This window comes from Geodermatophilus sp. SYSU D01106 (assembly GCF_054049995.1).
The window spans coordinates 15674-42074 of record NZ_JBJGYM010000030.1 but is presented as its reverse complement, the minus strand read 5'-3'; the positions used below and the strand labels follow the sequence as shown (position 1 = coordinate 42074).

Below are 26401 nucleotides of genomic sequence, written 5' to 3'. Positions count from 1 at the left end.
CCCCCCCCCCCCCCCCCCCCCCCCCCCCCCCCCCCCCCCCCCCCCCCCCCCCCCCCCCCCCCCCCCCCCCCCCCCCCCCCCCCGGCGGCCGGGGCGCCGGTCACGGGACCCCCGGACCTCGGCGCGACGCCGTCAGGCCGGTGCACGACGGTCGCCGGCCGGTCCGGCGACGTGCCCGGCCCCGTCCGCGGGGAAGGCCAGGCCGGTCAGCTCCTCGGAGAGCCGCCAGATGCGCGCGGCGTCCTCGGCGCTGCGCAGGGTGCGGTACAGGCGCTGCTCGGCCGGCGGGCCGCTCACGTGCCAGAACCGGCTGGGGCCGTAGAACCGGCCGCCGACGGCGTCGGGCGCCGTCGCGGCGAGCAGCGCGGGGAGGGCCGCGGTCTCCGGCGTCCCCGCGATGCCCAGCGCCGACAGCCGGCGGATGATCCGGAGCTCGCGCCCCTCGTCGGCGCGGCCGATCTCCGGCCGCGCCGCGAGCAGGCTGGTCGGGGCGACACCGGGGTGGCTCAGGGTGCTCGTGATGCCCCAGCCGTGGGCGACGCTGCGCCGGTCGAGCTCGAGTGCGAACAGCCCGGCGGCGATCTTCGACTGGCTGTAGGCGCGCATCCCGTCGTAGGACCGCTCCCAGTCCGGGTCGTCCCAGTTGATCGCGTTGCTGTTCGCCGCGATGCTCAGCTGCGTCGTCACCCGGGCACGGCCGGCACGCAGCAGCGGCATCAGCCGCGCCACGAGGGCGAAGTGGCCGAGGTGGTTCGTGCCGAACTGCAGCTCGTGCCCCTCGGCCGTCGTCCGGCGCTCCGGCGGCGTCATCACGCCCGCGTTGGCGATCAGGACGTCGATCGGGCGGCCCTCGGCGAGCAGGACGCCGGCCAGGTCGTCCACCGACGCGAGGGAGGACAGGTCGAGCGCGTGCAGGGTGATCCGTGCCCCGGGGACGCGGGCGCGGATCTCCGCCGTCGCCGCCTCGCCCTTGCCGCGGTTGCGGACCGGCAGGACCAGGTCCGCACCGGCCTGCGCCAGGCGGCGGGCCAGGACCAGGCCGATGCCGTCGCTGCCTCCGGTGAGGACCACCCGCTTGCCCGACAGGTCGGGGACGGGGATGTCGATGGTGCGGGCCATCTCGGGCTCCTGTGCTCGTGGGGTCGGCGCTGTCCGCGCCGTGTCCCCACCGTCGGCGTTCCGGCCGGCGCGAGGCAGGACCTGCCGATCCCCCCGTCCGGGCCCCGCGAGAGGGGGATCAGCGGGCCGTGTCTGCGCCGGCGCCGCGCCGATAGACACGGCAGCGACCGCCCCGGCCGGGCCGGTCGCACCCCATCCCCCGAGGAGACACGTGGCCATCGACCGCACCGGGCTGGCGGAGTTCCTCCGCCGACGCCGGGAAGTGCTCCAGCCCGAGGACGTCGGCCTGCCCCGCGGGCCGCGCCGCCGGACCGCCGGCCTGCGCCGCGAGGAGGCCGCGGCGCTGTGCTTCATGTCGACCGACTACTAGTCCCGCCTCGAGCGCGAGCGCGGACCGCAGCCGTCGGAGCAGATGGTCGCCGCCATCGCGCAGGGGCTGCACCTGTCCGTCGACGAGCGCGACCACCTGTTCCGCCTCGCCGGGCACCAGGCGCCGCCCCGCGGCGCGGCGAGCGAGCACGTCAGCCCCGGGCTGCTGCGCATCTTCGACCGGCTGGGCGACACCCCGGCCGAGATCGTCACCGAGGTCGGCGAGACGCTCCGCCAGACGCCGCCCGGGGTCGCGCTCGTCGGCGACGCGATGCGCTACACCGGTCCGGCGCGCAGCCGGGGCTACCGCTGGTTCACCGACCCCGCGGCGCGGGACCTGTACCTGCCGGAGGACCACGCGCACATGTCGCGGACCTACGCCGCCGGGCTGCGCGCGCTGCTCGCGATGCGGGGACCGGGGTCGCGGGCCGCGTACCTCGCCGGGCTGCTCCTGGAGGAGAGCGAGGAGTTCCGCTCGCTGTGGGAGGTCCACGAGGTCGGGATCCACCTCGAGGAGCGGAAGCGCTACCGACACCCCGAGGTCGGCCGGCTCGACCTCAACTGCCAGACGCTGGTCGACCCGCACCAGTCGCACCGCCTCATGGTCTACACGGCCGAGCCCGGCACCGAGAGCCACGAGAAGCTCGAGGTGCTCGCGGTCATCGGGGCCCAGAGCCTCACGTCCTCGGGCGCCGGCGGCGAGGGGTCCGGGGGCCCGCGATGACCCGCCTGCTGCACCACCTCGGCCGGGCCACGGCCGCCCACCCGTGGCGCACCCTGACCGCCTGGGTGCTGCTCGCCGTCGTGGCCACCCTGACCGCCGGCGCGCTCGGCGGGACGCCCCAGGACGACTTCGACGTCGAGGGCGCCCGCGCTCTCACCGGCGTCGAGTCGCTGCGCGAGCACTTCCCCGGCTCGGGCGCGGCCGGCAGCTCCGCCCAGGTCGTCGTCCACGACCCTGCGGGCGGTGAGGTGAGCGACGCCGACGTCGCCGACCTGACCGCCCGGATCGCCGAGGTCGACCACGTGACGTCGGTGTCGCCGCCGCGCTGGTCCGACGACCGGGACACCGCCCTGCTCGGCGTCGTCCTCGACGTGCCCGTGACCGATCCCGACCTCGCCGGCGGCCGCGGCGTCGAGGCGCTGGAGGAGGCGGTGGACGGGGCCGCCGGCGGGCTGCGGGTCGAGCTCGGCGGCGAGCTGCCCAACACGTCCGCCGAGGAGGTGCAGGGCACCGGCGAGATCGCCGGCGTGGCGGTGGCCCTCGTGCTGATGGTCGTGGTCCTCGGCACCGTCGTCGCCGCGGGGCTGCCCCTGCTGGTGGCCCTCGCCGGGCTCGGCGTCTCCGCGGCCGGCATCAGCCTGCTGGCCGCCGTCACCGACGTCAGCAGCACCGCCCCGACGGTCGCGGTGATGGTGGGCCTCGGCGTCGGGATCGACTACGCCCTGCTGCTGGTCACCCGGCACCTGGAGTTCGTGCGGGCCGGCGTCCCGGTGGTCGAGGCCGCGGGCCGGGCGACCGCCACGGCGGGCCGCTCCGTGGTCTTCGCCGCGGCGATCGTCCTGGTCTCGCTGATGGGCCTCCCGCTCGCCGGCATCCCCATGTACACGACGTTCGGGTTCGCCACCGGGATCGCCGTGGTGGCCGTCGCCGCGGCCGCGCTGACGCTCGTCCCGGCGCTCTGCGGCCTCCTCGGCCGCCGGCTGCTGCCGCGCCGGGAGCGCCGCGGCCTCCCGCCCCGTCGGCGCCGGCCGGTGCGCGAGCCGTGGTCCGCGCGGTGGGCGGCGGCGGTCGCCCGCCGGCCGGTGCCCTGGGCGCTCGCCGCCGTGCTCCTGATGGGCGCGCTCGCCCTGCCGGCCCTCGACATGCGCACCTTCCCGCGGGACGTGTCGAACAACCCGGCCGACAGCACGACGCGACAGGCCTACGACATCGTCACCGCGGAGTTCGGGGAGGGGGCCAACGGGCCCCTCACCGTGGTGGTCGACCGCGCGGAGGTCGGCGACGCGGGCGTCGCGGCGGCCGCCGCGCAGCTCCGGGGGACCGACGGCGTGGTCGCCGTCAGCGAGCCGGTCGTGTCGCCGGACGGCGCGGTCGCCGTGCTCGAGGCGCAGCCCGCCTTCGGCCCCGCCGACGAGCGCACGCCCGGACTGCTGGAGCGACTGCGCGCCGACCTCGACGGAGCGGAGGTCACCGGCAGCACCGCCATGTTCACCGACATCGCCGGGATGCTGTCGGGACGGCTGTGGCTGGTCGTCGGCTTCGTCGTCGCCGTGTCGGTGCTGCTGCTCGCGGCGATGTTCCGCTCGGCCGTCGTGCCGCTGAAGGCGGCCGCGCTCAACCTGCTGTCGATCGGCGCCGCCTACGGCGTGGTCACCGCGGTGTTCCAGTGGGGCTGGGGGAGCGGGCTGATGGGTCTCGACGCGGCCATGCCCGTCTCGAGCTGGCTGCCGATCCTGATGTTCGCGATCCTGTTCGGCCTGTCCATGGACTACGAGGTGTTCCTGCTCTCGCGGATCCGGGAGCACTGGCTGCGCAGCGGCGACGCCCGGGCGAGCGTGGTGCGCGGCGTCGCCGGCACCGGACGGGTCATCTCGACCGCCGCCGCCGTCATGGTGGTCGTCTTCCTCGGGTTCGCCACCGAGTCCGATCTCGTCGTCCGGCAGATCGGCCTGGGGATGGCGGTCGCGGTGTTCCTCGACGCGACCGTCGTCCGGATGGTGCTCGTGCCCGCCACGATGAGCCTGCTCGGCCGGCGCAGCTGGTGGCTGCCCGGCTGGCTCGACCGGCTGCTGCCGCGGATCGAGGCCGAGGTGGCCGAGGACGCCGGGGACGCGGTCGGGTCGCCGGCGCCGGGCCGGGACCGCGAGGAGGACCTGCAGGGCGTGCGCGGCTGACCCCAGCCGTGTCCCGGGCCCGGTCCGCTCGACGTCGTCGGGTGGGCCGGGCCCCGGCACGCGGTCACCTCGGGCGGCGGGACGCCCCGGCCGTCAGCCGATCGACAGCGCGGTGCAGCGCCACACGCCGTGGTTGCCCTCGAGCCGGGCGGCGACCGCGTGCGCCCGGCCGGCCCGGCGGGCCACGGCGCTGATCTCCGCGACGCCGTCGACCGGCTCGCAGACCGACACCGGCCCGAGCAGGAGCGGTCCGGCGCCGTGGCTGCACCACGCCGGCCGGCGCCCGGCCAGCAGGGCGGCGTGCACGCCCGGCGAGGTCAGCCGCTGCACCTGACCCATCGGGCGGCGGCCGGCGAGCGCCTCGAGCACGGTGGTGAACAGCAGCCGCCCTGCCGCGCGCGGGTCGGGCAGCCCGGCGCGCACCGACCACGCGGGGCCGAGCAGGTCGGGCCGGCGCGCGGGCCCGCCGTCGGCCACCGGGCGGGGGCCCGGGCGGTGCGGCGGCCGTGGTGGCGGGGTGGTCGGGTCGACCAGCACGGCGGCGGGCCCGCGCAGCGGCGGGTGCAGGGCCGGGACGAGTGTGAGGCGCGGGGCGGCGACGGCCGGCTGCGGGCCGGCGGGGGAGGCGGCGGTCACGGAGGCTCCCGGGGTCGGGTCGGAGGGGCGGGCCGGGGGAGCGGCCGGGACGGGGCGGTGCAGGTGGTGCGGGCTGGCGGTGCGGGCAGGTGGTCCGGCGGGTGGTTCAGGCGGGTGGGCGCAGCACCTGGCCGGGCAGTAGGAGGTCGGGGTCGGTGCCGATGACGTCGGCGTTGACCGACCACCACCGGCCGACCGCCTCGGCCACCTCGGCGTCGGCCGGCTCGCGCCCGGTCCGCTCGCGGAGGTCGGCCTCGGCGATCGACCACAGGCACTCGCCGCGCAGGACGACGTGGTCGCCCGGTGCGGGGAGGGGCCAGTCGGGGACCGGCGTCGTCGGAGTGCCGGTGGGGGTGGCCGCCGGCGCGGTGGGCCAGTCCGGCACGACGGCCGGTGTGGTGGCGGCGGGCGTGGCGGCCGAGGCGGTGGCGGCGGCCGGGACGACGGCGGCCGGGACGACGGCGGCCGGGCCGGTGCAGCCGGTGAGCACCGGCGTCGCGGCGAGACCGACGCCGAGCGCGAGCGCGGCGGCCCGCCGGCCGGCGGCGGGCACGACCACCCGCAGGACGAGCGCGGCGGCCGCACCGGCGAGTCCGGGGAGCGCTGAGAGGGCGGTGAGCACCAGCCCGAGCGCGCCCCACGCCCACGTCAGCCACGCGGCGGCCGCCACCGCGGACAGCAGCACGGCCTCCGGGCCGGCCGTGTCGACGGCGTGCTGGAGGCTCCCGGCCGAGAGCCAGGACGTGTCCGGGGTGAGCACGGCCAGCACGGCCGCCACCGCCGCCATCGCCGCCGTCGTGACGACGAGCCGACGCATCGACATGTCTCCTCCTCTGCACGCGTCGGCGTACTAGAGCAGACAAACGCACGCAAACGCAACGAATGCTGTGGATCTACGCTCCGGTCATGCGCTGGCAGCAGCTGTTCACCGACCTGCAGGCGGAGTTCGAGGAAGCCGCCGCCGCGGAGGAGCGCGCCGAGCTGCCGTCCCGGTCGCGGGCCGAGACGGCGGCCGTCCGGCTGGTCGGGCGCCTCGGCGGCGCGGTGGGCGCGCGGGTGTCGTTGCGCTGCCGCGGGGCGGGCGAGGTCGCGGGCCGCCTCGAGGAGGTGGGGCCGGACTGGGCGCTGCTGACCGACGACGCCGGGCGCGAGGTGCTGGTGGCCCTGCCGGCGGTGCTGGCGGTGTCGGGACTGGTGCGGTCGACGGCGGCCGCGGAGCCGGCGTCGCCGGTGCGCGCGGCCCTGGACCTGCGGCGGGCGCTCCGCGGGCTGGCGCGCGACCGCGCCGCCGTGGCCGTCGTCCTGGACGACGGCGCGGTGCTCACGGGCGCGGTGGACCGGGTGGGCGCGGACTTCGTCGAGCTGGCCGAGCACGCGCCGGAGGACTTCCGGCGGGCCGGGGCCGTGCGCTCGGTGCGCGCGGTGGTGCTGGCGGCGGTGGCCGTGGTGCGGACGCTGACCCCGGGCGCCGCCTGAGGTCAGCGGCGGGAACGCCGTCCGCGGGTGGGGCCGGCCTCGGCCGGTGTCTCGGCCTCGGCGTCCCCGCCCGCCGCGGGGGCGTCGGCGGACGCGAGCTCCTCGGCGGCGGGGACCGCACCGGCGCGCGCCTCGGCGTACTTCCGCTGGATGAACCGCTCGAGCTCGTCGACCTCGACCCGCCACTGGCCGCGGCCGCCGATCTGGATGGCGATCAGCTCCCGGCGCCGCACCAGCGCGTAGGCCTGCGACCAGGAGACGTTGAGGACCTCGGCGACGTCGTCGAGGGTCAGGAATCGCGGTGTGGGCATGGCTCTCCGTCCGGTCGCCGCCAGTCTGTCAGCACCGCGACCGTCCGCGTGCATCCCGTCCACACCCGAACGTGTGGACAACCCGTGCGTCCATCCGCACCCGTACCGCATCATCTGCGTCCGACCGCGCGGGATGCCGGTCGTCACGCCCGCCGGTGCGGGGGAGCCGCACACGGCTCCGGGGACTGAGAGGAGCGCCCGGTGAGCGCTGCCACGCGCACGGTGCCGCCGACGGCCACGCCGGCCACGGGGACGGCGGCGGGCCCGGTGCCGCGCCGCGTCCGCCCGCCGCGGTGGCTGGACCTGCGGCTGGTCCTCGGTGTCCTGCTGGTGCTGGGGTCGGTGCTGCTCGGCGCGCGGGTGGTCGGTGCCGCCGACGCGACCGTGCCCGTCTGGTCCGTGGCCGCCGACCTCGCCGCGGGCACCGAGATCCAGGCCGCCGACCTCGTCGCCGTGCAGGTCCGGCTCGGCGACGCCGCCGGCGCCTACCTGTCCACCGGCACCGACCCCGCCGGCCGCACGCTCGCCCGGGCGGTGCGGGCCGGAGAGCTGCTGCCGCGCGCTGCCCTGGAGGAGCCGGCCGACCTGGTCCAGGTGGCCCTCCCGGTGCAGGCCGGCTACGTCCCGCCGGGCCTGACCCGCGGCCAGGTCGTCGACGTGTACGGCGTGACCGACCCCGCCGGCACCACGACCGGCGAGGGCGTCGTCCCCGTGGTCGAGGGAGCGACGGTGCAGGCGGTCAGCGGGCGCGCCGAGGGCGTGCTGTCGACGGCGACGACGACGGTGCAGGTGGTCGTCGGCGTCCCCGCCGCGGACGCGGCCGCGGTGCTCGGGTCGATCGGCGGGCGGCCGCTGGTCGTCGTGGTGCACGGCTCGGTGGACGGCTCGGTGGACGGTGCTCCCTCCGCGGCGCGGCCGTCGGCCTCCCCGTCCCCGGGCGCCCCGACGACGGGCGCCTCCTCGACGAGCACCCCGACGAGCACCCCGACGACCGGCGCGCCCGCCGCGGGCGGTCCGCTGCCGGCGCCCGCCGCGCCGTCGACGACGGCCGCGCCTCCCGTGGTGCAGCCCGCCCCGGCGCCGGTCGCCGGCCCGGGCGCTCCCGCCGGGCCCACCCTCTGATGGCGCTGCAGGTCGTCACCGCGGTCACCGGCGCCGCCTGGGAGGCCGCGCTGGTGGGCGCGCTCGACCGCGCCGACCACGGCGTCACGGTGGTCCGCCGCTGCGTCGACGCCTCCGACCTGCTGGCCACGGCGGCGACAGGCACCGCGCAGGCGGCGCTGCTGTCGGCGGACCTGCACCGGCTCGACGTCGACGCCGTCGCCCGGCTGCAGGCCGGCGGGGTGGCCGTCGTCGGTCTCGTCGACCCCGGCGACGACCGGGCCGGCGACCGGCTGCGCGCGCTCGGCGTGACGACCGTGCTGCCCGCGGACGCCGCTCCGGAGGAGGTGGTGCGGGCCCTGCGCGAGGCCGTCACCGGCGGTCCGGCAGGCGGGCACGACGTCGCCGACCCGCGTGCGGCGCTCCCGGGAGCCGGCGGGGACGGGCCCGGACCGGCCGACCGGCGGCCCGCCCGCGGCCGGGTCGTCGCGGTGTGGGGACCGACCGGGGCGCCCGGGCGGACGACGGTCGCGGTCGGCCTCGCCGACGAGGCGGCCCGGCTCGGCGTGCCGACGCTGCTGGTCGACGCCGACGTCTACGGGGGCGTCGTCGCGCAGGTGCTCGGGCTGCTCGACGAGTCGCCCGGGCTGGCCGGAGCCGCGCGGCAGGCGGCCGCCGGCACGCTCGACGAGGCGGCGCTGCTCCGGCTCGCCTGGTCGGTGCGGCCGCAGCTGTCGGTGCTCACCGGGCTCGCGCGGGCCGACCGCTGGCCCGAGCTGCGGCCCCGCGCGGTGGGCGCCGTGCTGGACGAGGCCCGCCGGGTGGCGGACCTGACCGTCGTCGACTGCGCCTTCAACCTCGAGGAGGACGAGGAGCTGTCCTTCGACACCGCCGCACCACGGCGCAACGGCGCCACCGTGACGGTGCTCGAGAGTGCCGACGAGGTGCTGTGCGTGAGCGGCGCGGACCCGGTCGGCCTGCAGCGCACCATCCGCGCCCTGGGCCAGCTGCGTGACCTGCTGCCCGAGGTGGAGCCGGTGGTGGTGGTCAACCAGGTGCGCCGCGGGCCGGTGCCCGGGGACGCCCGCCGGGAGATCGGGGAGGCGCTCGAGCGCTTCGCCGGCCGGCCGGTGCGCGCCTTCCTCCCGGCCGACCGCGGTGCCACCGATGCGGCGCTCGCCTCGGGCCGGACGCTCGCCGAGGTGGCGCCGGGCTCGCCGCTGCGGGCGGGCCTGCGGGGGCTGGCCGCCGCGCTGGCCCGGGTGCCCGAGCCGGCACCGGGACGCCGCGGGTGCCGCCGCCGGCGCGCCGGGTGACCCGCACCCCCGGCCGGGACGGGGACCGCCGCGTGGACTGGGGCGCCGCCGCCCGGCCCCGTAGCGTGGGGCACCGATCCGGAGGAGGACGATGGCCGAGCGGCTGACGACCCTGGACGCGTCCTTCCTGTACCTGGAGGACGCCGGGGCGCCGATGCACGTCGCGGGCGTGCTGGTGCTCGAGCCGGTCCAGGGCGGCCTCGACGCGCTCGCGGAGCTGCTGGAGGCGCGGCTGCCGCTGGTGCCGCGCTACCGGCAGCGGATCGTGCTGGTGCCCGGGCGCCTGGCCAACCCGGTCTGGGCCGACGACCCGGACTTCGACGTGGCCTACCACGTGCGGCGCTCGGCGGTGCCCCGTCCCGGCACCCGGGCGCAGCTGCTGGACCTCGTCTCCCGGGTGACCTCGCGGCCGCTGGACCGCGACCGGCCGCTGTGGGAGGTCTACCTCGTCGAGGGGCTCGAGGAGGGCCGGGTCGCGGTGGTCACCAAGACCCACCCGGCGCTGGTCGACGGGCTGGGTGCGGTGGACATCGCGCAGGTCCTGCTCGACACCACCCCCGAGGCGTCCGTGCCTGCCGCGGACTCCTGGGTGCCGCGCCGGCTGCCGGGCCGGGTCGGTCTGGTCCGCGACGCGCTCGTGGAGTCCGTGCAGCGGCCGACGGCGGTGCTGGAGAACGCGCGCGCGGCCGTCGGGGACCTGCGCTCGACCGCCGCCCGCGTGGCCGGGGTGGCCGAGGGGCTCGCCCGCGCCGCGCGCTCGGCGATCCTCGCTGCCCCGCACGGCCCGCTCGGCCGGACACTGGGCACCCAGCGCCGGGTCGCGGTGGCGCGCGCCGACCTCGAGGACCTCAAGGCCATCCGGAAGGCGCACGGCGGCACGGTCAACGACGTCCTGCTCACCGTGCTGACCGGCGCGCTGCGCGACTGGCTGCTCTCGCGCGGGGAGCCCGTGCTCGGCTCGACGGCGGTGCGCGCGCTGGTGCCGGTGTCGGTGCAGGGCGAGGAACAGCGGGCGCCCGGGGGCAGCGTCGCGGCCTACCTGGTCGACCTGCCCGTCGGGGAGCCCAACCCGTGGGTGCGGCTGGCCCGGCTGAGCTACGCCATGCGCGGCGTCACCGACTCGGGCCGCTCGGTGCGCGCCGACGCGCTCATCGCCCTGACCGGCTTCGCGCCGCCGACGCTGCACGCGCTGGGCGCCCGGGCGGCGCGGGGCCTGTCGCGGCGGATGTTCAACCTCGTCGTCACCAACGTCCCCGGCCCGCAGCAGCCCCTCTACGCCGCGGGCAGCCGGATGCTGGAGGTCTTCCCCGTCGTGCCGCTGGTCGGCGGCCAGGCGCTGTCGGTCGGGATGACCAGCTACGACGGCTCCGTGTACGTGGGCCTCAACGCCGACCGCGACGGCGTCGGCGACGTCGACGTGCTGGCCGACCTCGTCGAGCAGGAGGTCGCGGCCCTCGCCGAGTCCGTGCGCTGACCTGCTGCACGCGGCCGGCGCACGGGCGCGGGATACCGTCGCGGTCCCTGACAGGAGAGGAGCGGCCGGGTGCGGATCTACCTGCCGGCCACGACCACGGTGCTGCGGCGCCTGGTGGACGAGGGCCGCCTCGCCGGACCGCACACGGCCTTCGCCGTCACCGCCCGGCTGCGCGGGTACTACGTGCTCAGCGACGCCGCGGCCGACGTCGAGGAGCTCGAGTACGCGGCGCTGCTGGCGGCCGCCCGGGCGAGCCTGCGGCTGATCGACGTCGACCCGGGAGCCGCCCGGCGCCGGGTGGTGCTGGCCGCCGACGTCCCCGACACGGCGGTCACCGAGGTCGACGACGCCGACACCGACCCCGGCGCGGTGCGGGTGACCGGGGACGTCGCGCTCGCGGACGTGGCCAGCGCGCACGTCGACGGGGCCGACGCGGAGGACGACGTCCGGGCCGCGGTCGGTGTGGTCCTGGAGGCCGACCTCGGCAGCGACGAGGCGCAGTTCGTCGTCGACCAGGCCGAGGGGCACGAGCTGGCCTGGTACGCGACGCAGGAGATCGGGCCGGCGCTCGACCTGCTCTGACCCACCGGTCACGGCCCGCCGCCGGGGGCGTGCCGGGCGACCTGGACCCGCTGCGCGACGCCGGCGGCGACCAGCCAGCCCGATCCCGGGCGCACCGGCACCGGCGTGCGCGGCAGCCGGATGCCGAGCAGGTCGGCGTCGCCGGGACCCGGGCACAGCAGCAGCCCGCTGCGGCTGCGGCGCAGGTCGGCGACCGGGCCGCGGAAGGCGCCGGACAGCTCACCGGCGGTGCCGGCGGCGAGGGTGACGACGTCCCGCCCGGGGAGCCCGGCGCCGGTGGCGGCGAGGAGCACCGGTGCGTCGGCGAGGGGGCCGGCGTCGTCGACCACGAGGACCCCGGGACCGCCGTCGAGGGCGTGCAGCCAGGCGTGCCAGCCGGCGACGTCGTCGGCGGCGAGGGCCACCGCGCCCGGTGCGACGACGGGCTGCCGGCCGCGGACGAGCTGCGCCACCGGGACGCCGGAGCCCGCGAGCGTGCCGGCGACCGCCGTGAGTGCGCCGGTGCGGCCGCTGCGCGGCGGCCCGACGACGAGCAGCCCGCCGCCGCGGCGCAGGTCGGCGTGCAGCACGGTCCCCTCGTCGCCACCCGGTCCGAGCGGCACCGCGGCGAGCGGGTCGTCGCCGGCGCCGCCGGGCGGCAGCACCGGCGCCGGCGGCAGCTCGGGGATGCGCAGGGCCGTGGTCGCGGCCGCCCCGCGGTACGGCCCGGGAAACGGCGCGGGCAGCGGTCGCGGGAGGGCCAGCTGGCACTCGAGCGCGTCCTCGCCGAGCAGCGCCCGACCCGGCGGCCGGGAGGCGGGGACGGCGCGCACCGGCACGCCGGCGACGGCGTAGTCGGCGCGGTCGGGCAGCGGGAGCACCAGCCGGGTGCCGGCGACCGCGGCCAGCCGCCCGCCGGGGACCGCCCGGTCGGCGGTGAGGACGCCGGTCAGGCCCGCCGCGGCGCCGTCGCGCAGCAGCCGCAGCAGCTCGGCCGACCCCTGTCCCGGCAGGGCCTCGTCGAGCTGCGCCATCAGCGACTCGACGCCGTCGACGAGCAGCAGCACGGGGGCCCGCCGTACTTCGGGGACGCGCGGCGGGCCGCGACCGACTCCGCGAGCCGGGCCAGCAGCCGGACGGTGCGCAGGGCGTCGCCCGCGCCGACGACGGTGCCGGTGTGCGGCAGCCGGGCCGCCTCGGCGGCCAGCGCGCCGCCGCCGTGGTCGAGGACGTGCACGTGCAGCCGGTCCGGTGTGAGCCGGGTGACCGCCTCGGCGAGCACCGTCCGCAGCAGGGTGGTGCGGCCGCTGCGGGGCCCGCCGACGGCCAGCCAGCCCCCGCCGCCGGTCAGGTCCAGGGCGAGCACCTCGCGGGCCTGCCGGTCGGGGCGGTCGACGAGGCCCACCGGCAGGCGGGTGCCCGGGCCGGCCGGGGCCGGGAGGTCCGCGGCGGGCAGCCGGTCGGGCAGGGCCGGCTGCCAGGGGCGGTGCGGCGGTGCCCCGCCAGCCGACCCGGCCGCCCGCGTCACGGCCTCCGCGATGCGGGCCAGGTCCGTCGCGCCCCGCGGCGTCCCCGGCCCGCCGTCGGAGGCGGGCCCGGGCGGCCAGGGCCGGCGGCGCACGGTGGGACCGGTGGCCCGCGGCGGAGGGGTGCTCGCCACCCGGGCGGCCTGGAAGGCGACCGGACGCGCCGACCCGACGCGCAGGAGCCCGCCGCCGGGCCGGTCGGCCGGGACGCGCGCCGCCTCGGGGCCGCCCAGGACGTCACGGGAGTCGGCCTCGTCGGTGGTGCGCAGGCACAGCCGCAGCGAGCAGTTGGCCCGGATCTCGGGGGACACCACGCCGCCGGGCCGCTGGGTGGCCAGCACGAGGTGCACGCCCAGCGACCGGCCGCGCTGCGCGATCCCGACCAGCCCGCTGACGAACTCCGGCAGCTCCTCGGCCAGGCCCGCGAACTCGTCGACGACGATGACCAGGCGGGCCAGCGCCACGTCGTCGGGCAGGGTGGCCAGGTCGGCGACCCCGGCCGCCGCGAGCAGCGCCTCCCGCCGGGTGAGCTCCGCGGTGAGCGAGCGCAGCGCCCGGGCGGTGGCTGCGGCATCGAGGTCGGTCACCAGGCCCACGGTGTGCGGCAGGGCCGCGACCTCGGCGAAGGCGGCACCGCCCTTGTAGTCGACGAGCAGGAAGGAGCACCGGTCGGGCGGGGAGGCGAGGGCGAGCCCGGCGACCAGCGTCTGCAGCAGCTCGGACTTCCCCGACCCGGTCGTGCCCGCGACCAGCGCGTGCGGCCCGTCCCGGCAGAGGTCGACCACGGCGGTCCCGTCGGCCGTGCGCCCCAGCGGGACGCGCAGCGAGTCCCGCGCGCGCGTCCAGGCGACCGCCACCGGGCCGCCGTCGTCCGGCCCGACGAGGTCGAGGAGCCGGACCGTGCGCGGCAGGGGAGGGGCCGCGCGGCCGGCGTCGAGCGCGGCCAGGTCGCGGGCGAGCCGGGCGGCGACCGGCCGGGGCAGGCGGTCGGCGGTGAACTGGGCCCGGGCGGACCCGTCCCCGCGGTCGAGGAGACCGGTGTCGCCGGTCTCGCCCCCGACCTGCACGACGGCCCCGCCGGACACGGGCAGCTCGCCGATGCGCCCGGCGACCGACAGGAGCAGCGCCCCGGCCGCGCGGCAGCGGCGGAGGGCGTCGCGCTCCTCGTCGTCCACCGGGCGGTCGACGACGAGCAGCAGCCGCCCGCCCGGCCGGACCACCAGCGCCGCCAGCCACCCGGCCGCCGTGCCCGCCCGCGCGTGCACCGCGCCGGGCGCCAGGTGCGGCAGCCACCGCGCCCACGCCCAGTCGCGGGCACGGTCGGGCGCCGCGAGCAGCGCGACGTCGACGTCCCCGGGTGCGTGCAGCGCCGTCACCTGCGCGAGCACGCCCGCCGCGACGCCGAGGGCGGCCGCCCGCGGGCCGGTGACCCCCAGGCCGCCGGCGCGCAGCAGGTCCAGGGCGACGGGCAGGTCACCGGCGGTCTCCGGGTGCCGCCGTCCCTCCTCGACCCGGACCACCCGGGTCGGTCCGGGGCCCAGGCCCAGCCGGACGACCAGCTCGTCGGCGCTGCGCGACCACAGCAGCGCGGTGCGACGGCGGGCCGCGCCGGCCAGGGCGGCGAGGTCGGGCAGCGCCCGGGCGGCGGCCCGGACGTCGGCGCGGACGGCCTCGGCCACGCGGGCCCGCGTCGCCGCCACCTCCTCGGCGTGTGCGGCGGCCGCCCGGCGCCCCGACCGCCGGCCGGTCCACCGGTCGGAGGCCCAGGTGCCCACCGCGACCAGCGGCGAGAGCAGTGCGAAGACGAGGAACGTCGGGGTCGCCAGCGCCCAGGCCAGGCACGCGCCGGCGACGGCGGGCAGCAGCACCGCCACCCAGGCCAGCCTCCGGCGCGGTGGGTCCTCCGGCGGGCCGGGCACCACCACCTCGGTCTCGGGACGCCCGGCGGACGGCGCCACGCCCGGCTGCAGCAGCACCCGCCCGCCGGGGGACGGACGCGTGGCCGCCGGGGCGTCCCGCGGGCCGGTGACCGCCAGCGTGCTGGCGCCCACCCGCAGCGGCGCACCGTCGGGCCAGGCCGCCGGGCCGGTGAGGTCGCGGTCGTCGAGCCGGGTGCCGTTGGTCGAGCCGAGGTCGGTGACGGTGGTGCCGCCGGCGCCGACGTCGAGCCGCACGTGCCGCCGGGACACCCCGGGGTCGGGGAGCGGCAGCGTGGCGCCGGCGCCGCGGCCGAGCACGTGCCGCCCGGAGGCCAGGCCGACGGTCGTCCCGGCCGCCGGGCCGCCCACCACGTGCAGCTCCAGCGGGCTCGGCGGCCGCTCGTCGCGGGGCGCCGGCCGGCCGAGGCCCAGGACGACGCCGTGGGCGAGCAGCGGCGAGGTCAGCGGCAGGTCGTCGCCGAGCCGGGTCGACCCGGACCACACGCCGGCCGCCGGGACACCGAGCGCCGCGGTGAGCACGGGCAGCACGGCGCCGAGCGGATCGTCGTCGGCGGCGGAGACCTCGACGTCGACGGCGCCCTCGGGGCCGACCACGGTCCAGCAGCGCGGGGGGACGTCCGGCGGGGAGGCGGGCACCCGGCGACCGTGCGGTCCCACGCGCCCGGGCGGGGGCCGCCGGCGCGGACTGTGGACAGGAGGCGGGCTGTGGACGGGGGAGCGGGCGCCGTCGCGGTCCGGCCCTAGCGTCCGCCCCCAGGTCCCGGGAGGTGCCCGGGACGGAACGGAGGGGTCATGAGGGTCGACATCGCCACGCTGCAGTCGCTGGCCGGGCAGTGTCAGGCGGAGGCGGCCGACACCGCCGCCCGGCACGCCACCCTGTCGAGCAGCGTCACCGGCTCGGTGCTCGACGGGTGGACCGACAGCCAGGCGGCCGTGCAGTTCAGCGCGCTCTACGAGCAGTGGCGGGCCTCGGCGCAGTCGGTCAGCGACGCGCTCACCGGCATGGGCGGGCTGCTCACCGCGGTGGCGGCGTCCTACCAGCAGCACGAGGCCGACGTCGCGGCCCGGATCGGGGCGCTGGTCTGAGCCGGCTCAGCCCGGTGGCGCGGGCGGCGGGGGCGGCCGGTGCCCGTCCCCGCCCCAGCCGCCCGCGCACGGCGGCGACGGCGTCGGGGAACCGCTCCCACGGCAGGATCGACAGGATCGCGACGCAGTGCGGCAGGAAGATGATCCGCAGGCCGCCGAAGACCATGAGGTGGAAGCCGAGCAGGAAGAGCACCAGCGCGGTGCGCGCCCGGTCGGACCGCACGAGCAGCATCAGCGGCGCGGCGAACTCGAGCACGAGCATCGCCCACTGGACGGCGGTGAGCAGGCCGGGGACGTCGAGCGTCCACTCCGACAGGACGGTGCCGCGGCGGATGACCGCGCGGGTGATCGTCGAGCCGGTCGCCCAGTCCCAGCCGCCGAAGCGCATCTTCGCCCAGGCGGCCAGGAAGTAGGTGAGCATGACGGTCACCATCACCGCGGCCATCGCCCAGCCGGCGGCCTCCGACGAGCGGCGGTCCCGCCAGCGGGCGACGCCGATCGTGGGCAGCACCGCGAGCGCGACGAGGTAGGCGATGCGGTCGTGGTCGACCTTGCCGTAGCTCATCGCGATGACCATCCACTCGAGGTAGAGGACGAACACCGCGGTACCGAGCAGGCGGGGTGCGCGACCGGTCGCCGCCGCCAGCGCGCAGGCCACCAGGGCCCACTGCACGACGTGCACGACGGTCGAGGTCGGGGTGGGCAGGTCCAGCAGCCGGCCGATGACCAGCGGCTGGTAGTAGGCGGTCGGGACGTCGGCGTGCGCACTCACCCAGGCGGTGGTGAGGAAGACGTCGACCGGCACGAACAGGTAGGCGATGGTGCGGAACACCGCGATCCGGGCCAGCGGCACCGGCTGCGTCCAGAAGCCGCGCAGCGGGTTGCGCCGGCGCGGACCCGCGGGCGCCTCGGCGGGCAGGGTGGCGCTCACGGGCCGACCTCCAGCTCCTGCTCGACGAGCACCTCGTCGGTCCACGCGCCGGTGACCTCGCCGTCGACGAGCTCGAAGTGGCGCTGGACCACCTGCACCTCGACCAGCTCCGGACCGCCGGGGTGGTGCTCGGCGTAGGTGTCGGCGAGCAGGACCAGCAGCGCCGGGTCGTCGACCAGGCGCGGCAGCTGGCCCTCGAACTCGGCACGGCGCAGGCCCACCTCGCCGCCGGACAGCCGCACCTCGCGCCCGTCACCGGTCAGACCGACGACACGCGTGGAGACCACCGGGGCGTCGTTGGACGCGCGGGTCGAGTACATCTTGAACGGGCCGAACGGGAAGTGGGCGTCGGTGCCCCAGACCGTGCCGGCCAGGAGCAGCGCGAGGACCACGAGCGAGGCGGCCAGGCGGGCGCGGCGACCGGCGGGGGACAGCCTGATGACGTCGCCCTCCGCGGGGTCGCCGGTGCGGAGCGGGCGGACCACCGGGGCATCGTAGGATCGGCGGCCGTCCAGATGGGTCACCGGCGCCGCGTGGTGGGCAACTGGCCCCACCCGTCCCACGGGGCCCGTCCGCGCGCGTGCGCCGCGCCCTCTCACCGCACGACGACGTCGGGAGAGCACACGTGCAGTTCGGTCGGTACTACGAGGAGTTCGAGGTCGGCGCGGTCTACAAGCACTGGCCCGGGAAGACCGTCACCGAGTACGACGACCACCTGTTCTGCCTCATCACGATGAACCACCACCCGCTGCACCTGGACACCCACTACGCGGCGGAGACCACCGACTTCGGCAAGAACGTGGTGGTCGGCAACTACGTCTACTCGCTGCTGCTCGGCATGAGCGTCCCCGACGTCTCGGGCAAGGCCATCGCCAACCTGGAGATCGAGTCGCTGCGGCACGTGGCGCCGACCTTCCACGGCGACACCATCTACGGCGAGACGACGGTGCTCGACAAGACCGAGTCGAGGTCGAAGGACGACCGCGGCGTCGTGTACGTCGAGACGATCGGCTACAAGCAGGACGGCACGGTCGTGTGCGTCTTCCGCCGCAAGGTCATGGTGCCCAAGCGCTCCTACGGCGAGGCCCGCGGCGGCGAGCAGCCCGGGCGCCCGGAGCCGAAGCCCCGCAGCTGAGACCCGCAGCTGAGGTCCCGCAGCTGAGCCCCGCGGTCCAGGCCCGGTCGAGTCCCCCACAGCCGACGCGCCAGGGCGCGCCGCCCGCTCAGCCGGGCAGCGCGCCCCAGCCGCGCAGCGTCTCCAGCAGGCGCGGCGTGCAGGCCAGCCGGTCGAGGTCGGCCGCGTCGGCGAACACGACGGCGTCCGCGTCGTCGCCCGGCACCGGGTCGGCCGGGCCGGTGAGCGTGCAGGCGAAGTCCGCGACCTCGTAGACGACGCCGTCGCCGGGGATCGTCACCCGCCCGACCTCCGCGCCCACGGTCACCACCAGGCCGGTCTCCTCGCGGACCTCCCGGGCCACCGCGGCGCCCAGCGACTCACCCGGCTCCACCCGCCCGCCGGGCACCGACCACAGGCCCCGGCCCGGCTCGTTGCGGCGGCGCACCAGCAGCAGCCGCCCGGCGTCGTCGAGCACCACCGCGCCCACGCAGGCCCGCACCGGCGGGCCGGTGGCGGGGGAGTCGGGCGGCACCCGCGCAGGGTACGGCGACACGGACCGGGACCGTCCGCCCCCGCTTGACGGGAACCGCGCGTGACAGGACGGTGTCTCCGATGAGCGCCTCCCCGGTCTGCCCCCGCTGCGGCGAGCCGCTCGTCGTCCGGCCGGGGGACTCGGCGCAGGCCTGGTGCCACCTGCACGGCGCCGTCACCCCGCTGCACCACACCGCCGTCATCGCCCACGACGCGATCGCCGCCGTCACCGCCGACGCCCGCGTCCCCGCCTGGGTGCCCGACCCCGTGCCCGCCGGCTGGTCGGTCACCGGCCTGGCGTGGGGCGGGGAACCCGGCGCGCGGGCGATCGTCGTCGGCTGCGCCGGCCCCGCGCCGCTCGGCGGTCCCGCGGAGATGGTGCTGGTCGCCGAGGAGCCGGGCACCGGCGTCGGCTGCGGCTACGCGGGCCTGCCCGGGCTCGACCCCGGCGACGTCATCACCGGCCCGTCGGTCGCCTCCGTCGAGGCGGCCGGGCAGCACGCGCCGCTGTGGGCGGTCCCCACCTCCGACGACCGGGCCGCGTTCGTCGGCGAGGCCTACGGCGTGTGGCTGTGGCTGGTGATGTGGCCGATGGCGGCGGGCTGGCTCGTCGCCGAGCCGCTGCGCCTGCTCGACCTGCGCGACCGGCTCTACCCCGACCTGCCGCTGGGCCCGCCGAGCGAGCACTTCCTGCCCGGGGAGTGACCGCACCGGCGTGTCCGCCGCCGCCCCGGCTGGGACACGTGTTACCCATGGGGCAGGCCTCCGGGCCGACCCGCGCGGGCACCGTGCCCGCCGGTCCGCGCGCACTCCGGAGGTGGCGGTGAACCTGAAGAAGGTGCTCGTCTGGCTGGCCATCGCCTTCGTCGTCTTCTACGTGATCCAGCAGCCGGAGTCCTCGGCCGAGATGGTCAAGAGCGCCGGGGAGGCGCTCGGCGACGCGGCGTCCTCGATCGCCGACTTCGTCACCTCGCTCGGCTAGCCGGGCCGTGTCCGGCCCCGCCGACGGCCGCCCGCCGCGGTGGGCCAAGGACGCCGCCAAGTACCTGCTGCCCGGCGAGCAGGCGGTCGTCGCCACCCGCCGGCACTGGGCGGTGCTGCTGTCGCCGGCGGCCCGCGCGCTCCCGGTGTTCGCGATCGGCGTCTGGGTGCTCACCCTCGACCCCGACAACCGGTTCTCCGCCAGCATCGGCCTGCTGGTCGCCGTCGGCGCGCTGGGCTGGTTCGCGCTGCGCGCCGGCGAGTGGTGGATGCGGCACTTCATCGTGACCCGCCGCCGCGTGCTGCTGACCTCGGGGATCGTCGCGCGCACCGTCACCCTGCTGCCGCTGCGCCGGATCACCGACCTCACGTGGAAGGAGACGCTGCTGGGCCAGGTGCTCGGCTACGGCACCTTCCGCTTCGAGTCCGCCGGCCAGCAGCAGGCGCTCTCGCAGATCACCTACCTGCCGCGGGCCGACCTCCTGTACCACGAGGTCAGCGGGCTGCTGTTCGGCAGCGACCACGGCGGCGCGTCCAGCGGCGACGACGAGGGCAACCCCGAGCCGGCCGTGCCGCGGCGGCAGCGACCACGCGTGCGGCACGACACCCAGCCCATCCCCGGCGCCCGCCAGGACCCGCCCGGCGCGTGAGGCTCCCGGCGCGGGCCGCCGCGCTGGGGGAGGCTGGACGCCGATGCTGATCGACCTGCACACCCACTCGTCGGTCTCCGACGGCACCGAGACCCCCGCCGAGCTGCTGGCCACCGCCCGCGCCGCCGGCCTCGACGTCGTCGCCCTCACCGACCACGACACCACCGCCGGCTGGGCCGTCGCCGCCGCGGCCCGCCCGGCCGGGCTCACCGTCGTCCCCGGCATGGAGCTGTCCTGCCGCTGGTTCCCCGCCGACCAGCCGCCGGTCAGCGTCCACCTACTGGCCTACCTGTTCGACCCCGACCACCCCGAGCTGTCGGCCGAGCTCGGCCGGCTGCGCGCCGAGCGGCTCGGCCGCGGCGAGCGGATCGTCACCGCGCTGGCCGCCGCCGGGTACCCGGTGGTCTGGGACCGGATCGTGCAGGCCTCCGGCGGCGGGGTGGTCGGCCGGCCGCACGTGGCCCGCGCGCTGGTCGAGGCGGGCGTCGTCGGATCGGTCGACGAGGCGTTCGCCACCCTGCTGAGCCACCGCAGCCCGTACTACGTCGCCAAGGCCGACACCGACGTCCTCGAGGGCATCGCGCTGGTCCGCGCCGCCGGCGGGGTGCCCGTCTTCGCCCACGGCCTGGCCACCAAGCGCGGGCGGGTGGTCGACGACGCCGCGATCGCCGCGATGGCCGGCGCCGGGCTGCTCGGGCTGGAGGTCGACCACCCCGACCACAGCCCCGCCGAGCGCGACCACCTGCGCGGCCTGGCCCGCGACCTGGGCCTGCTGACCACCGGGTCCAGCGACTACCACGGCACGAACAAGACGACGCCGATCGCCGCCTGCCGCACCGACCCGGGACAGTACGAGGCGCTGCTGGCCGCAGGCTCCGGCAGCACCGTGTTCTCCGGCTGATCGTCGGCGCGCCCGGCTAGCGTGGGGGCGTGCAGTTGGAGATGCCCGGCATGCCGCGGCGGCTGTTCCCGGCCACCCCGAGCAAGCTCGCCGCCTTCGCCGACTGCCCGCGCCGCTACCGGTTCGCCTACGTCGACCGGCCCACGCCGCCCAAGGGCCCGCCGTGGGCGCACAACACGGTCGGCTCCGCGGTGCACGCGGCGCTGCGCTCGTGGTGGGAGCTGCCGCGCGACCGCCGCACCGCCGCCGCGGCCCGCCAGCTGCTCTACGGCGTCTGGTCCGACACCGGCTTCCGCGACGCCGAGCAGTCGGCGTCGTGGCGGGCCCGCGCGGCCGGCTGGCTCACCGACTACGTGCCCACCCTCGACCCCGACGACGAGCCGGTGGGCACCGAGCGCCAGGTCGCGGCGACGACGGCGGCGCTGGCGGTGTCGGGCCGGGTCGACCGCATCGACCAGCGCGGCGACGAGCTGGTCGTCGTCGACTACAAGACCGGCCGGGTGCCCAGCACCGAGGACGAGGCGCGCGGCTCACCGGCGCTGGCGCTGTACGTGCTCGGCGTGCAGCGGACGCTGCGCCGGCCCTGCCGCCGGGTGGAGCTGCACCACCTGCCCAGCGGCACGGTGGCGGCGTTCGAGCACACCGAGCGCTCGCTGGCCAACCACGTCCGCCGCGCCGAGGACATCGCCGCCGACATCGCCGTCGCCACCCAGCGGGTGGAGGACGGCGCGTCGCCCGACGAGGCGTTCCCGACGGCGCCGGGCCGGCAGTGCGGCTGGTGCGACTTCCGGCCCAGCTGCCCGACCGGCCAGGCCGCGACCCCGGCGCGGGAGACGTGGAGCAGCCTGCCCGCCGACGACGACGCGGTCGTCTGACCCGGTCGTCCGACCCGGTCGGTCAGACCGCCTCGGCCGCCGCGGTGCGGTCGAAGCCGGCGCGCACGATCGGCGAGCGCCGCGCCCGCTCCGGGACCGCGAGCAGGCCGGTACGGAACGCCTTCAGCGCCGCCGTCGCCGCGGTGTCGGTGAGCGCCAGACCCGGCATCGAGGCCAGCCGGCGGGCCCACGGCGGCAGGGTGGCGACCGCCAGCGAGGCCAGCGACCCCCAGGCCGGGCGGGCCGGCGTCAGGAGCTGCACCCAGCGCGGCATCGGGGGGACGACGAGGAACCGCCACGCCTCGCGGGCGGCGGGCGTCAGCGCGAGCTGCGGGCGGACCCGCGCGAAGTAGGCCTCGAGCTCGGCGACGGACGCCGGGACGTCGTCCGGGTCGACGCCGATGAGCGCCGCCGCGGTGACCTGCTCGGCCACGTAGCGGTCGGCCTCCGCGGGCGTGACGACGCCGGCGCGGCGGGCGACGTCGAGCAGCGAGTCGACCTCGCAGGCGTGCACCCACAGCAGCAGGTCGGCGTCGTCGACCCGGTAGGTGCGCCCGGTCGTCTCCTCGGTGCCGCCGAGCCGGCGGTGCAGGCCGCGCACCCGGCGCACCGCCCGGATCGCCTCCCGGCGGGTGCCGAAGGTCAGCGTGTCCACGTACTCGGCGGTGCGGGTGAGCCGCTGCCACGGCGACTCGCGGAAGACGGAGTTGCGGGCGACGCCGTCCATGGCGACCGGGTGCAGCGCCTGCAGCAGCAGCGCGCGCAGCCCGCCGACGCTGTACACGGGATCGGCGTGCACCCGCCAGGTGACGCTGTCGGGGCCGAAGAAGCCGAGCAGGTCCTCCTCCGGCGTCCAGTCCCGCGCCGACGGCCGCACGCCGCTCACAGCGACGTCCAGAAGTCCTCGAGCGCCTGCAGCGTGCGCGGTGGGTTCTCGACGGCGGGGGAGTGGATCGCGTGCGGGACCACCTCGTGGCGGGCGCCGAGCCGCCGGGCCATGTCGGCCTGCTCGGCCGGGGACCACGCGTCGTCGGCCTCGCCGTGGGCCACGAGCACCGGGACGCCGGTGGCGGCCAGCTCGGCCACCCGGTCGGGCTCGGTGGTCATCGCGTCGGCCATGCCGCGCAGCCCGGCGGCGGTGTTGCCGAGGAACCGGCGGGCGTAGAAGGCGCGGGTGGGCTCCGGCACGGCCTGGGCGCGCTCGTCGGTCATCGCCAGCTGCTCGAGGGTGGCCTGCACCAGCGGCACGCCGCCGGAGTCGAGCAGCGGCCCGAGGTGCTCCAGCAGCGCCACCCGCGGGCCGGTGAGCCGGGCGGGACCGGAGCCGAGCAGGGTGAGCGAACGGAACGCGGCGGGGTCGGCGAGCACGGCGGCGCGGGCGACCAGGCCGCCGAAGCTGTGCCCCACGAGGTGCGGGACGCCGGTCTCACCGGCGAGCAGGTGGGCGACCGCGACGAGGTCGTCGGCGAGCTCGGCGACGGTGTAGGCGGCCGGGTCGTCGGGGCCGGGGGACTCGAACTGTCCGCGCTGGTCGATCGCGACGACGCGGTAGCCGTCGGCGGCCAGCGGCGCGAGCAGCGGCGCGAAGTCCTCCTTGCTGCCGGTGTAGCCCGCGACCATCAGCACGGTCCCGCTCGGCCCGTCGCCGCCGGTGTCCAGCGCGGCCAGCGGGCCCGCCCGGCCCGGCAGGGTGCGCGGGGTGGCGTCGTGGTCGGCGAGCTGACGCAGGTCGTCGGTGGGGACGGCGAGGGTGGCGGACGGCTCGGGGCTCCCGGGCAGGACCATGCACCCAGTGAACCCCGACCCGGCGCGGCGTGCCGCCGAGGCCCCTCAGCGGTAGCCGAGCACCCGGTCCTCGAGCCGGTACACCAGCGCCGGCCCGGCCACGGAGGTGCGCCCGCCGGCCTCCAGGCCGCCGTCGACGTCGGCCCGTCCGGCCTCCTCGCCGGTGGCGAGGTCGCGGAGCACGAAGCCGCCCTCCTCGGGCACCCAGACGGCGACGTCCCCGGCCGCGGTCTTCGCCGCGTCCGCGGTGGCCGGCAGGCCCCGGGCGGGCCGCTCCCAGCGGACCTCGCCGGTGGCCGGGTCGACCGCCCACAGCGTGCCGCGGGCCCACAGCAGCGCGAGGTCGCCGGCGCCGCCCTGCAGGATGCCGCCGTCGCCGTCGCCGTCGCCGTCGCCGTCGCCGTCGCCATCGCCCTCGGGGAGGGGCAGCGCCGCCGCCTCGGAGCCGTCGTCGGGCCGGGAGGCCAGCAGCCTGCCGCCGGCGGCGACGGTGACCAGCCGGTCGGCGCCGACCAGCGTCACCTCGCCGCCGTCGGGCACGGCGACGTCGCGGCTCCACCGCGCCTGGCCGGTGAAGGAGTCGAAGAGCCGCAGCCGGACGGCGTCGGAGCCCGGGCAGCGCTGCAGGAGTGCCACCCCGGAACTGCCGACGGCGGTGTCGGTGAGCCGGCAGCCCTCGTCCGCGGCGGTGCGCCAGCGGACGTTGTCACCGGTCGGGTCGATCACCACGACGCCGGTGGTGCTGCTGGCCAGCACGGCCTGGCTGGTGCCCTGGATCGTCGCGTCGCCGCGCAGGCTCAGGTTGCGCGTCCACTGCCGGACGCCGGTGGCCGCGTCGAGGGCGAGTGCCTCGTCGCAGCGGCCGGCGGTGCGGAACACCGCCACCACGATCCCGTCGACGGCGGTGGCGCCGCACAGCTCGGCGTCGTCGCGGCGGTAGTGCCACGCCTCCTCACCGCTGACGGCGTCGTGGGCCACGAGGCCGCGCTCGCCGGGCACCACGACCCGGCCCTCCTGCACCAGCTGCACGGGCGGGTCCTCGCCATCGGCCGACCAGGCCTGCGCGACCTGCCCAGCCGGCGTCCCCCCGGGGAGCGGGGACGCCGGCGCGGTGGTGCTGTCGGTGGCCGCGACGCTGGAGCCGCGGTAGAGCAGGACGGCGACCAGCGCCAGCACGAGCGTGCCCGCCGTCCAGACCCAGACCCGCAGCGGCGGGGGACGCAGCGCCACCTGCGGACGCGGGCGCCGTCAGGCGGCGGACTCGGAGTCGCCGCCCGGGCCGTCGCCGGAGTCGCCGGAGGACTCGGCCCCGGCCTCGGCGCCGCCGGAACGGCGACGGGAGCCACCGCGGCGGCGACGGCGGCGGCGCGGGGTGCCGTCGCCGGCGGGCGCGCCGTCACCGGCGTCGGCGGCGTCGGACGGCGCGCCGTCGGCCGGGGCGACGTCCGACGCGGTGCCGGCCTCCGCGGGAGCCGAGCCGTCGGCGGACTCGCCGCCGCGGGTGCGGCGACGCGAGCGCGACCGCGAGCGGGCCGGCCGCTCGCCGTCCTCCCGGGACTCCTCGCGCGCGGGACCGCGGCCGGCGCCCTTCGTCTTCTTGCCGGTCTCACCGAGGTCCTCGAGCACCTCGGCGTCGAGGCCCTCGCGGGTGCGCTGCGCACGCGGCAGCCGGCCCTTGGCGCCCTCGGGCACGTCGAGGTCGGTGTAGACCCACGGCGAGGTGGAGTAGGTCTCCGGCGGGTCGGCGAACGGCAGGTCGAGCGCCTTGTTGATGAGCTGCCAGCGCGGGATGTCGTCCCAGTCGACCAGCGTGACGGCGACGCCCTCGCGGCCGGCGCGGCCGGTGCGGCCGATCCGGTGCACGTAGGTCTTCTCGTCCTCGGGGCACTGGTAGTTCACGACGTGGCTGACGCCGGTCACGTCGATGCCACGGGCGGCGACGTCGGTGGCGACCAGGACGTCGACCTTGCCGCTGCGGAAGGCGCGCAGCGCCTGCTCGCGGGCGCCCTGGCCGAGGTCGCCGTGCACGGCGGCCGCGGCGAACCCGCGGTCGACGAGCTCGTCGGCGACCTTCTGCGCGGTGCGCTTGGTGCGGCAGAAGACCATCGCCAGGCCGCGGCCGCGGGCCTGCAGCACGCGGGAGAGCAGCTCGGGCTTGTCGAGGTTGTGCGCCCGGTAGACGAACTGGGTGGTCTGCGGGACGGTCGAGCCCTCGTCGTTGCCGTGCGCCCGGATGTGGGTCGGCTGGGTCATGAACGACCGCGACAGCGTGACGATCGGGCCGGGCATCGTGGCGGAGAACAGCATCGTCTGCCGCTTCTCCGGGACCATCGCGAGGATCCGCTCGATGTCGGGCAGGAAGCCCAGGTCGAGCATCTCGTCGGCCTCGTCGAGGACGAGCACGCGGATTTTGCCCAGGATCAGGTGGCCCTGCTGCGCGAGGTCCAGCAGCCGGCCGGGGGTGCCGACGACGACCTCGACGCCGGCCTGGAGTGCCGCGACCTGCGGCTCGAAGGCGCGGCCGCCGTAGATGGCCTGCACCCGGATGCCGCGCTTGGCGCCGGCGGTGCCGAGGTCGCGGGCGACCTGCACGCACAGCTCGCGGGTGGGGACGACGACCAGCGCCTGCGGGACGCCGTCGCCGCCCTCGGCCGCGGGGGCGACGCGCTGCAGCAGCGGGACGCCGAAGCCGAGGGTCTTGCCGGTGCCGGTGCGCGCCTGGCCGATGAGGTCGTTGCCGGCCAGCGCGAGGGGGAGCGTCAGCTCCTGGATGGCGAAGGTGCGGGTGATGCCGGCCTCGGCCAGCGCCGCGACGAC

General features: G+C 78.0%; 28 protein-coding genes. 15 read left to right on the top strand and 13 right to left on the bottom strand.

From position 1 onward, the window contains the following. Positions 1–132: 132 nt before the first annotated feature. Complete coding sequence (locus ACI78R_RS21840; RefSeq protein ID WP_457042262.1) at positions 133–1119, bottom strand: SDR family oxidoreductase; 987 nt, start codon at positions 1117–1119, stop codon at positions 133–135. Positions 1120–1330: 211 nt separating this feature from the next. On the opposite strand from ACI78R_RS21840, the gene ACI78R_RS21835 reads away from it, so the two are divergent. From ACI78R_RS21835 to ACI78R_RS21825, 3 genes are read left to right on the top strand one after another with little or no spacing between them, the layout of a single operon-like run. Next, complete coding sequence (locus ACI78R_RS21835) at positions 1331–1489, top strand: hypothetical protein (RefSeq protein WP_457042261.1); 159 nt, start codon at positions 1331–1333, stop codon at positions 1487–1489. A 42-nt stretch (positions 1490–1531) separates the two neighbouring features. Beyond that, on the top strand, positions 1532–2212 hold the full coding sequence (locus ACI78R_RS21830) for an MmyB family transcriptional regulator (RefSeq protein WP_457042260.1): 681 nt from the start codon (positions 1532–1534) through the stop codon (positions 2210–2212). After that, the gene (locus tag ACI78R_RS21825) at positions 2209–4386 is read left to right on the top strand and encodes an MMPL family transporter (protein ID WP_457042259.1); all 2178 of its coding nucleotides are present in this window, start codon (positions 2209–2211) and stop codon (positions 4384–4386) included. The genes ACI78R_RS21830 and ACI78R_RS21825 overlap by 4 nt, the downstream gene beginning before the upstream one ends. A gap of 93 nt (positions 4387–4479) precedes the next feature. Here the strand turns inward: ACI78R_RS21825 and ACI78R_RS21820 are convergent, their stop codons facing one another. Continuing rightward, positions 4480–5022: an Rv3235 family protein gene (locus tag ACI78R_RS21820; RefSeq protein ID WP_457042258.1), complete on the bottom strand. Its 543-nt coding sequence runs from the start codon at positions 5020–5022 to the stop codon at positions 4480–4482. A 106-nt stretch (positions 5023–5128) separates the two neighbouring features. Further along, complete coding sequence (locus ACI78R_RS21815; RefSeq protein WP_457042257.1) at positions 5129–5845, bottom strand: hypothetical protein; 717 nt, start codon at positions 5843–5845, stop codon at positions 5129–5131. 83 nt (positions 5846–5928) lie between these two features. On the opposite strand from ACI78R_RS21815, the gene ACI78R_RS21810 reads away from it, so the two are divergent. Continuing rightward, entirely contained in the window at positions 5929–6498 is a 570-nt protein-coding gene (locus ACI78R_RS21810; RefSeq protein ID WP_457042256.1) for a hypothetical protein, read from the top strand. Positions 6499–6500: 2 nt separating this feature from the next. Here the strand turns inward: ACI78R_RS21810 and ACI78R_RS21805 are convergent, their stop codons facing one another. Further along, complete coding sequence (locus tag ACI78R_RS21805) at positions 6501–6809, bottom strand: helix-turn-helix domain-containing protein (RefSeq protein ID WP_457042255.1); 309 nt, start codon at positions 6807–6809, stop codon at positions 6501–6503. A gap of 201 nt (positions 6810–7010) precedes the next feature. On the opposite strand from ACI78R_RS21805, the gene ACI78R_RS21800 reads away from it, so the two are divergent. From ACI78R_RS21800 to ACI78R_RS21785, 4 genes are all read left to right on the top strand, one after another. Further along, on the top strand, positions 7011–7931 hold the full coding sequence (locus ACI78R_RS21800) for an SAF domain-containing protein (RefSeq protein ID WP_457042254.1): 921 nt from the start codon (positions 7011–7013) through the stop codon (positions 7929–7931). Then, positions 7931–9226: an AAA family ATPase gene (locus ACI78R_RS21795; RefSeq protein WP_457042253.1), complete on the top strand. Its 1296-nt coding sequence runs from the start codon at positions 7931–7933 to the stop codon at positions 9224–9226. Before ACI78R_RS21800 ends, ACI78R_RS21795 begins: the two co-directional genes overlap by 1 nt. A gap of 91 nt (positions 9227–9317) precedes the next feature. Further along, positions 9318–10700: a WS/DGAT/MGAT family O-acyltransferase gene (locus ACI78R_RS21790; protein WP_457042252.1), complete on the top strand. Its 1383-nt coding sequence runs from the start codon at positions 9318–9320 to the stop codon at positions 10698–10700. 69 nt (positions 10701–10769) lie between these two features. Then, positions 10770–11282 carry a DUF6912 family protein gene (locus ACI78R_RS21785; protein ID WP_457042251.1) on the top strand — a complete coding sequence of 171 codons (513 nt, stop codon included), beginning with the start codon at positions 10770–10772 and terminating at the stop codon, positions 11280–11282. A gap of 8 nt (positions 11283–11290) precedes the next feature. Here ACI78R_RS21785 and ACI78R_RS21780 read toward each other — a convergent pair whose 3' ends face one another. Further along, positions 11291–12328, bottom strand: coding sequence for a hypothetical protein (locus ACI78R_RS21780; RefSeq protein WP_457042250.1), 1038 nt, complete (start codon positions 12326–12328; stop codon positions 11291–11293). Beyond that, positions 12295–15363 (bottom strand): FtsK/SpoIIIE domain-containing protein, encoded by a 3069-nt coding sequence (locus tag ACI78R_RS21775; RefSeq protein ID WP_457042249.1) that lies wholly within the window; start codon positions 15361–15363, stop codon positions 12295–12297. Before ACI78R_RS21775 ends, ACI78R_RS21780 begins: the two co-directional genes overlap by 34 nt. A gap of 156 nt (positions 15364–15519) precedes the next feature. Between ACI78R_RS21775 and ACI78R_RS21770 the strand changes: the two genes are divergently transcribed. Continuing rightward, entirely contained in the window at positions 15520–15813 is a 294-nt protein-coding gene (locus ACI78R_RS21770) for a WXG100 family type VII secretion target (protein ID WP_073421584.1), read from the top strand. Here the strand turns inward: ACI78R_RS21770 and ACI78R_RS21765 are convergent. Next, entirely contained in the window at positions 15743–16744 is a 1002-nt protein-coding gene (locus ACI78R_RS21765) for an MFS transporter permease (protein WP_457042248.1), read from the bottom strand. The genes ACI78R_RS21770 and ACI78R_RS21765 overlap by 71 nt on opposite strands. Continuing rightward, positions 16741–17229 carry a hypothetical protein gene (locus ACI78R_RS21760; protein ID WP_457042247.1) on the bottom strand — a complete coding sequence of 163 codons (489 nt, stop codon included), beginning with the start codon at positions 17227–17229 and terminating at the stop codon, positions 16741–16743. The genes ACI78R_RS21765 and ACI78R_RS21760 overlap by 4 nt, the downstream gene beginning before the upstream one ends. Before the next feature lie 140 nt (positions 17230–17369). Between ACI78R_RS21760 and ACI78R_RS21755 the strand changes: the two genes are divergently transcribed. Beyond that, the gene (locus tag ACI78R_RS21755; RefSeq protein ID WP_073421586.1) at positions 17370–17879 is read left to right on the top strand and encodes a MaoC family dehydratase; all 510 of its coding nucleotides are present in this window, start codon (positions 17370–17372) and stop codon (positions 17877–17879) included. Positions 17880–17967: 88 nt separating this feature from the next. Here the strand turns inward: ACI78R_RS21755 and ACI78R_RS21750 are convergent, their stop codons facing one another. Further along, complete coding sequence (locus ACI78R_RS21750) at positions 17968–18393, bottom strand: NUDIX domain-containing protein (protein ID WP_457042246.1); 426 nt, start codon at positions 18391–18393, stop codon at positions 17968–17970. Between the two features lie 80 nt (positions 18394–18473). On the opposite strand from ACI78R_RS21750, the gene ACI78R_RS21745 reads away from it, so the two are divergent. The 5 genes from ACI78R_RS21745 (at position 18474) to ACI78R_RS21725 (ending at position 21799) form a co-directional block, all read left to right on the top strand. Then, entirely contained in the window at positions 18474–19097 is a 624-nt protein-coding gene (locus ACI78R_RS21745) for a DUF6758 family protein (RefSeq protein WP_073421587.1), read from the top strand. Between the two features lie 112 nt (positions 19098–19209). Beyond that, on the top strand, positions 19210–19374 hold the full coding sequence (locus ACI78R_RS21740; protein WP_175562889.1) for a hypothetical protein: 165 nt from the start codon (positions 19210–19212) through the stop codon (positions 19372–19374). 7 nt (positions 19375–19381) lie between these two features. Continuing rightward, positions 19382–20023: a PH domain-containing protein gene (locus ACI78R_RS21735; RefSeq protein ID WP_457042245.1), complete on the top strand. Its 642-nt coding sequence runs from the start codon at positions 19382–19384 to the stop codon at positions 20021–20023. Positions 20024–20066: 43 nt separating this feature from the next. Further along, positions 20067–20924 carry a PHP domain-containing protein gene (locus tag ACI78R_RS21730; protein ID WP_457042244.1) on the top strand — a complete coding sequence of 286 codons (858 nt, stop codon included), beginning with the start codon at positions 20067–20069 and terminating at the stop codon, positions 20922–20924. A gap of 29 nt (positions 20925–20953) precedes the next feature. Continuing rightward, a complete protein-coding gene (locus ACI78R_RS21725) occupies positions 20954–21799 on the top strand; it encodes a RecB family exonuclease (RefSeq protein ID WP_336027790.1) in 846 nt (281 codons plus the stop codon). Between the two features lie 22 nt (positions 21800–21821). Here ACI78R_RS21725 and ACI78R_RS21720 read toward each other — a convergent pair whose 3' ends face one another. From ACI78R_RS21720 to ACI78R_RS21705, 4 genes are read right to left on the bottom strand one after another with little or no spacing between them, the layout of a single operon-like run. Beyond that, positions 21822–22685 (bottom strand): oxygenase MpaB family protein, encoded by an 864-nt coding sequence (locus ACI78R_RS21720; RefSeq protein WP_245794696.1) that lies wholly within the window; start codon positions 22683–22685, stop codon positions 21822–21824. Continuing rightward, positions 22682–23584, bottom strand: a complete 903-nt coding sequence (locus tag ACI78R_RS21715) for an alpha/beta fold hydrolase (RefSeq protein ID WP_457042243.1) — start codon at positions 23582–23584, stop codon at positions 22682–22684. Before ACI78R_RS21715 ends, ACI78R_RS21720 begins: the two co-directional genes overlap by 4 nt. 45 nt (positions 23585–23629) lie before the next feature. After that, positions 23630–24814: an outer membrane protein assembly factor BamB family protein gene (locus ACI78R_RS21710; RefSeq protein ID WP_457042242.1), complete on the bottom strand. Its 1185-nt coding sequence runs from the start codon at positions 24812–24814 to the stop codon at positions 23630–23632. Positions 24815–24832: 18 nt separating this feature from the next. After that, complete coding sequence (locus ACI78R_RS21705; RefSeq protein WP_457042263.1) at positions 24833–26389, bottom strand: DEAD/DEAH box helicase; 1557 nt, start codon at positions 26387–26389, stop codon at positions 24833–24835. Positions 26390–26401 lie beyond the last annotated feature (12 nt).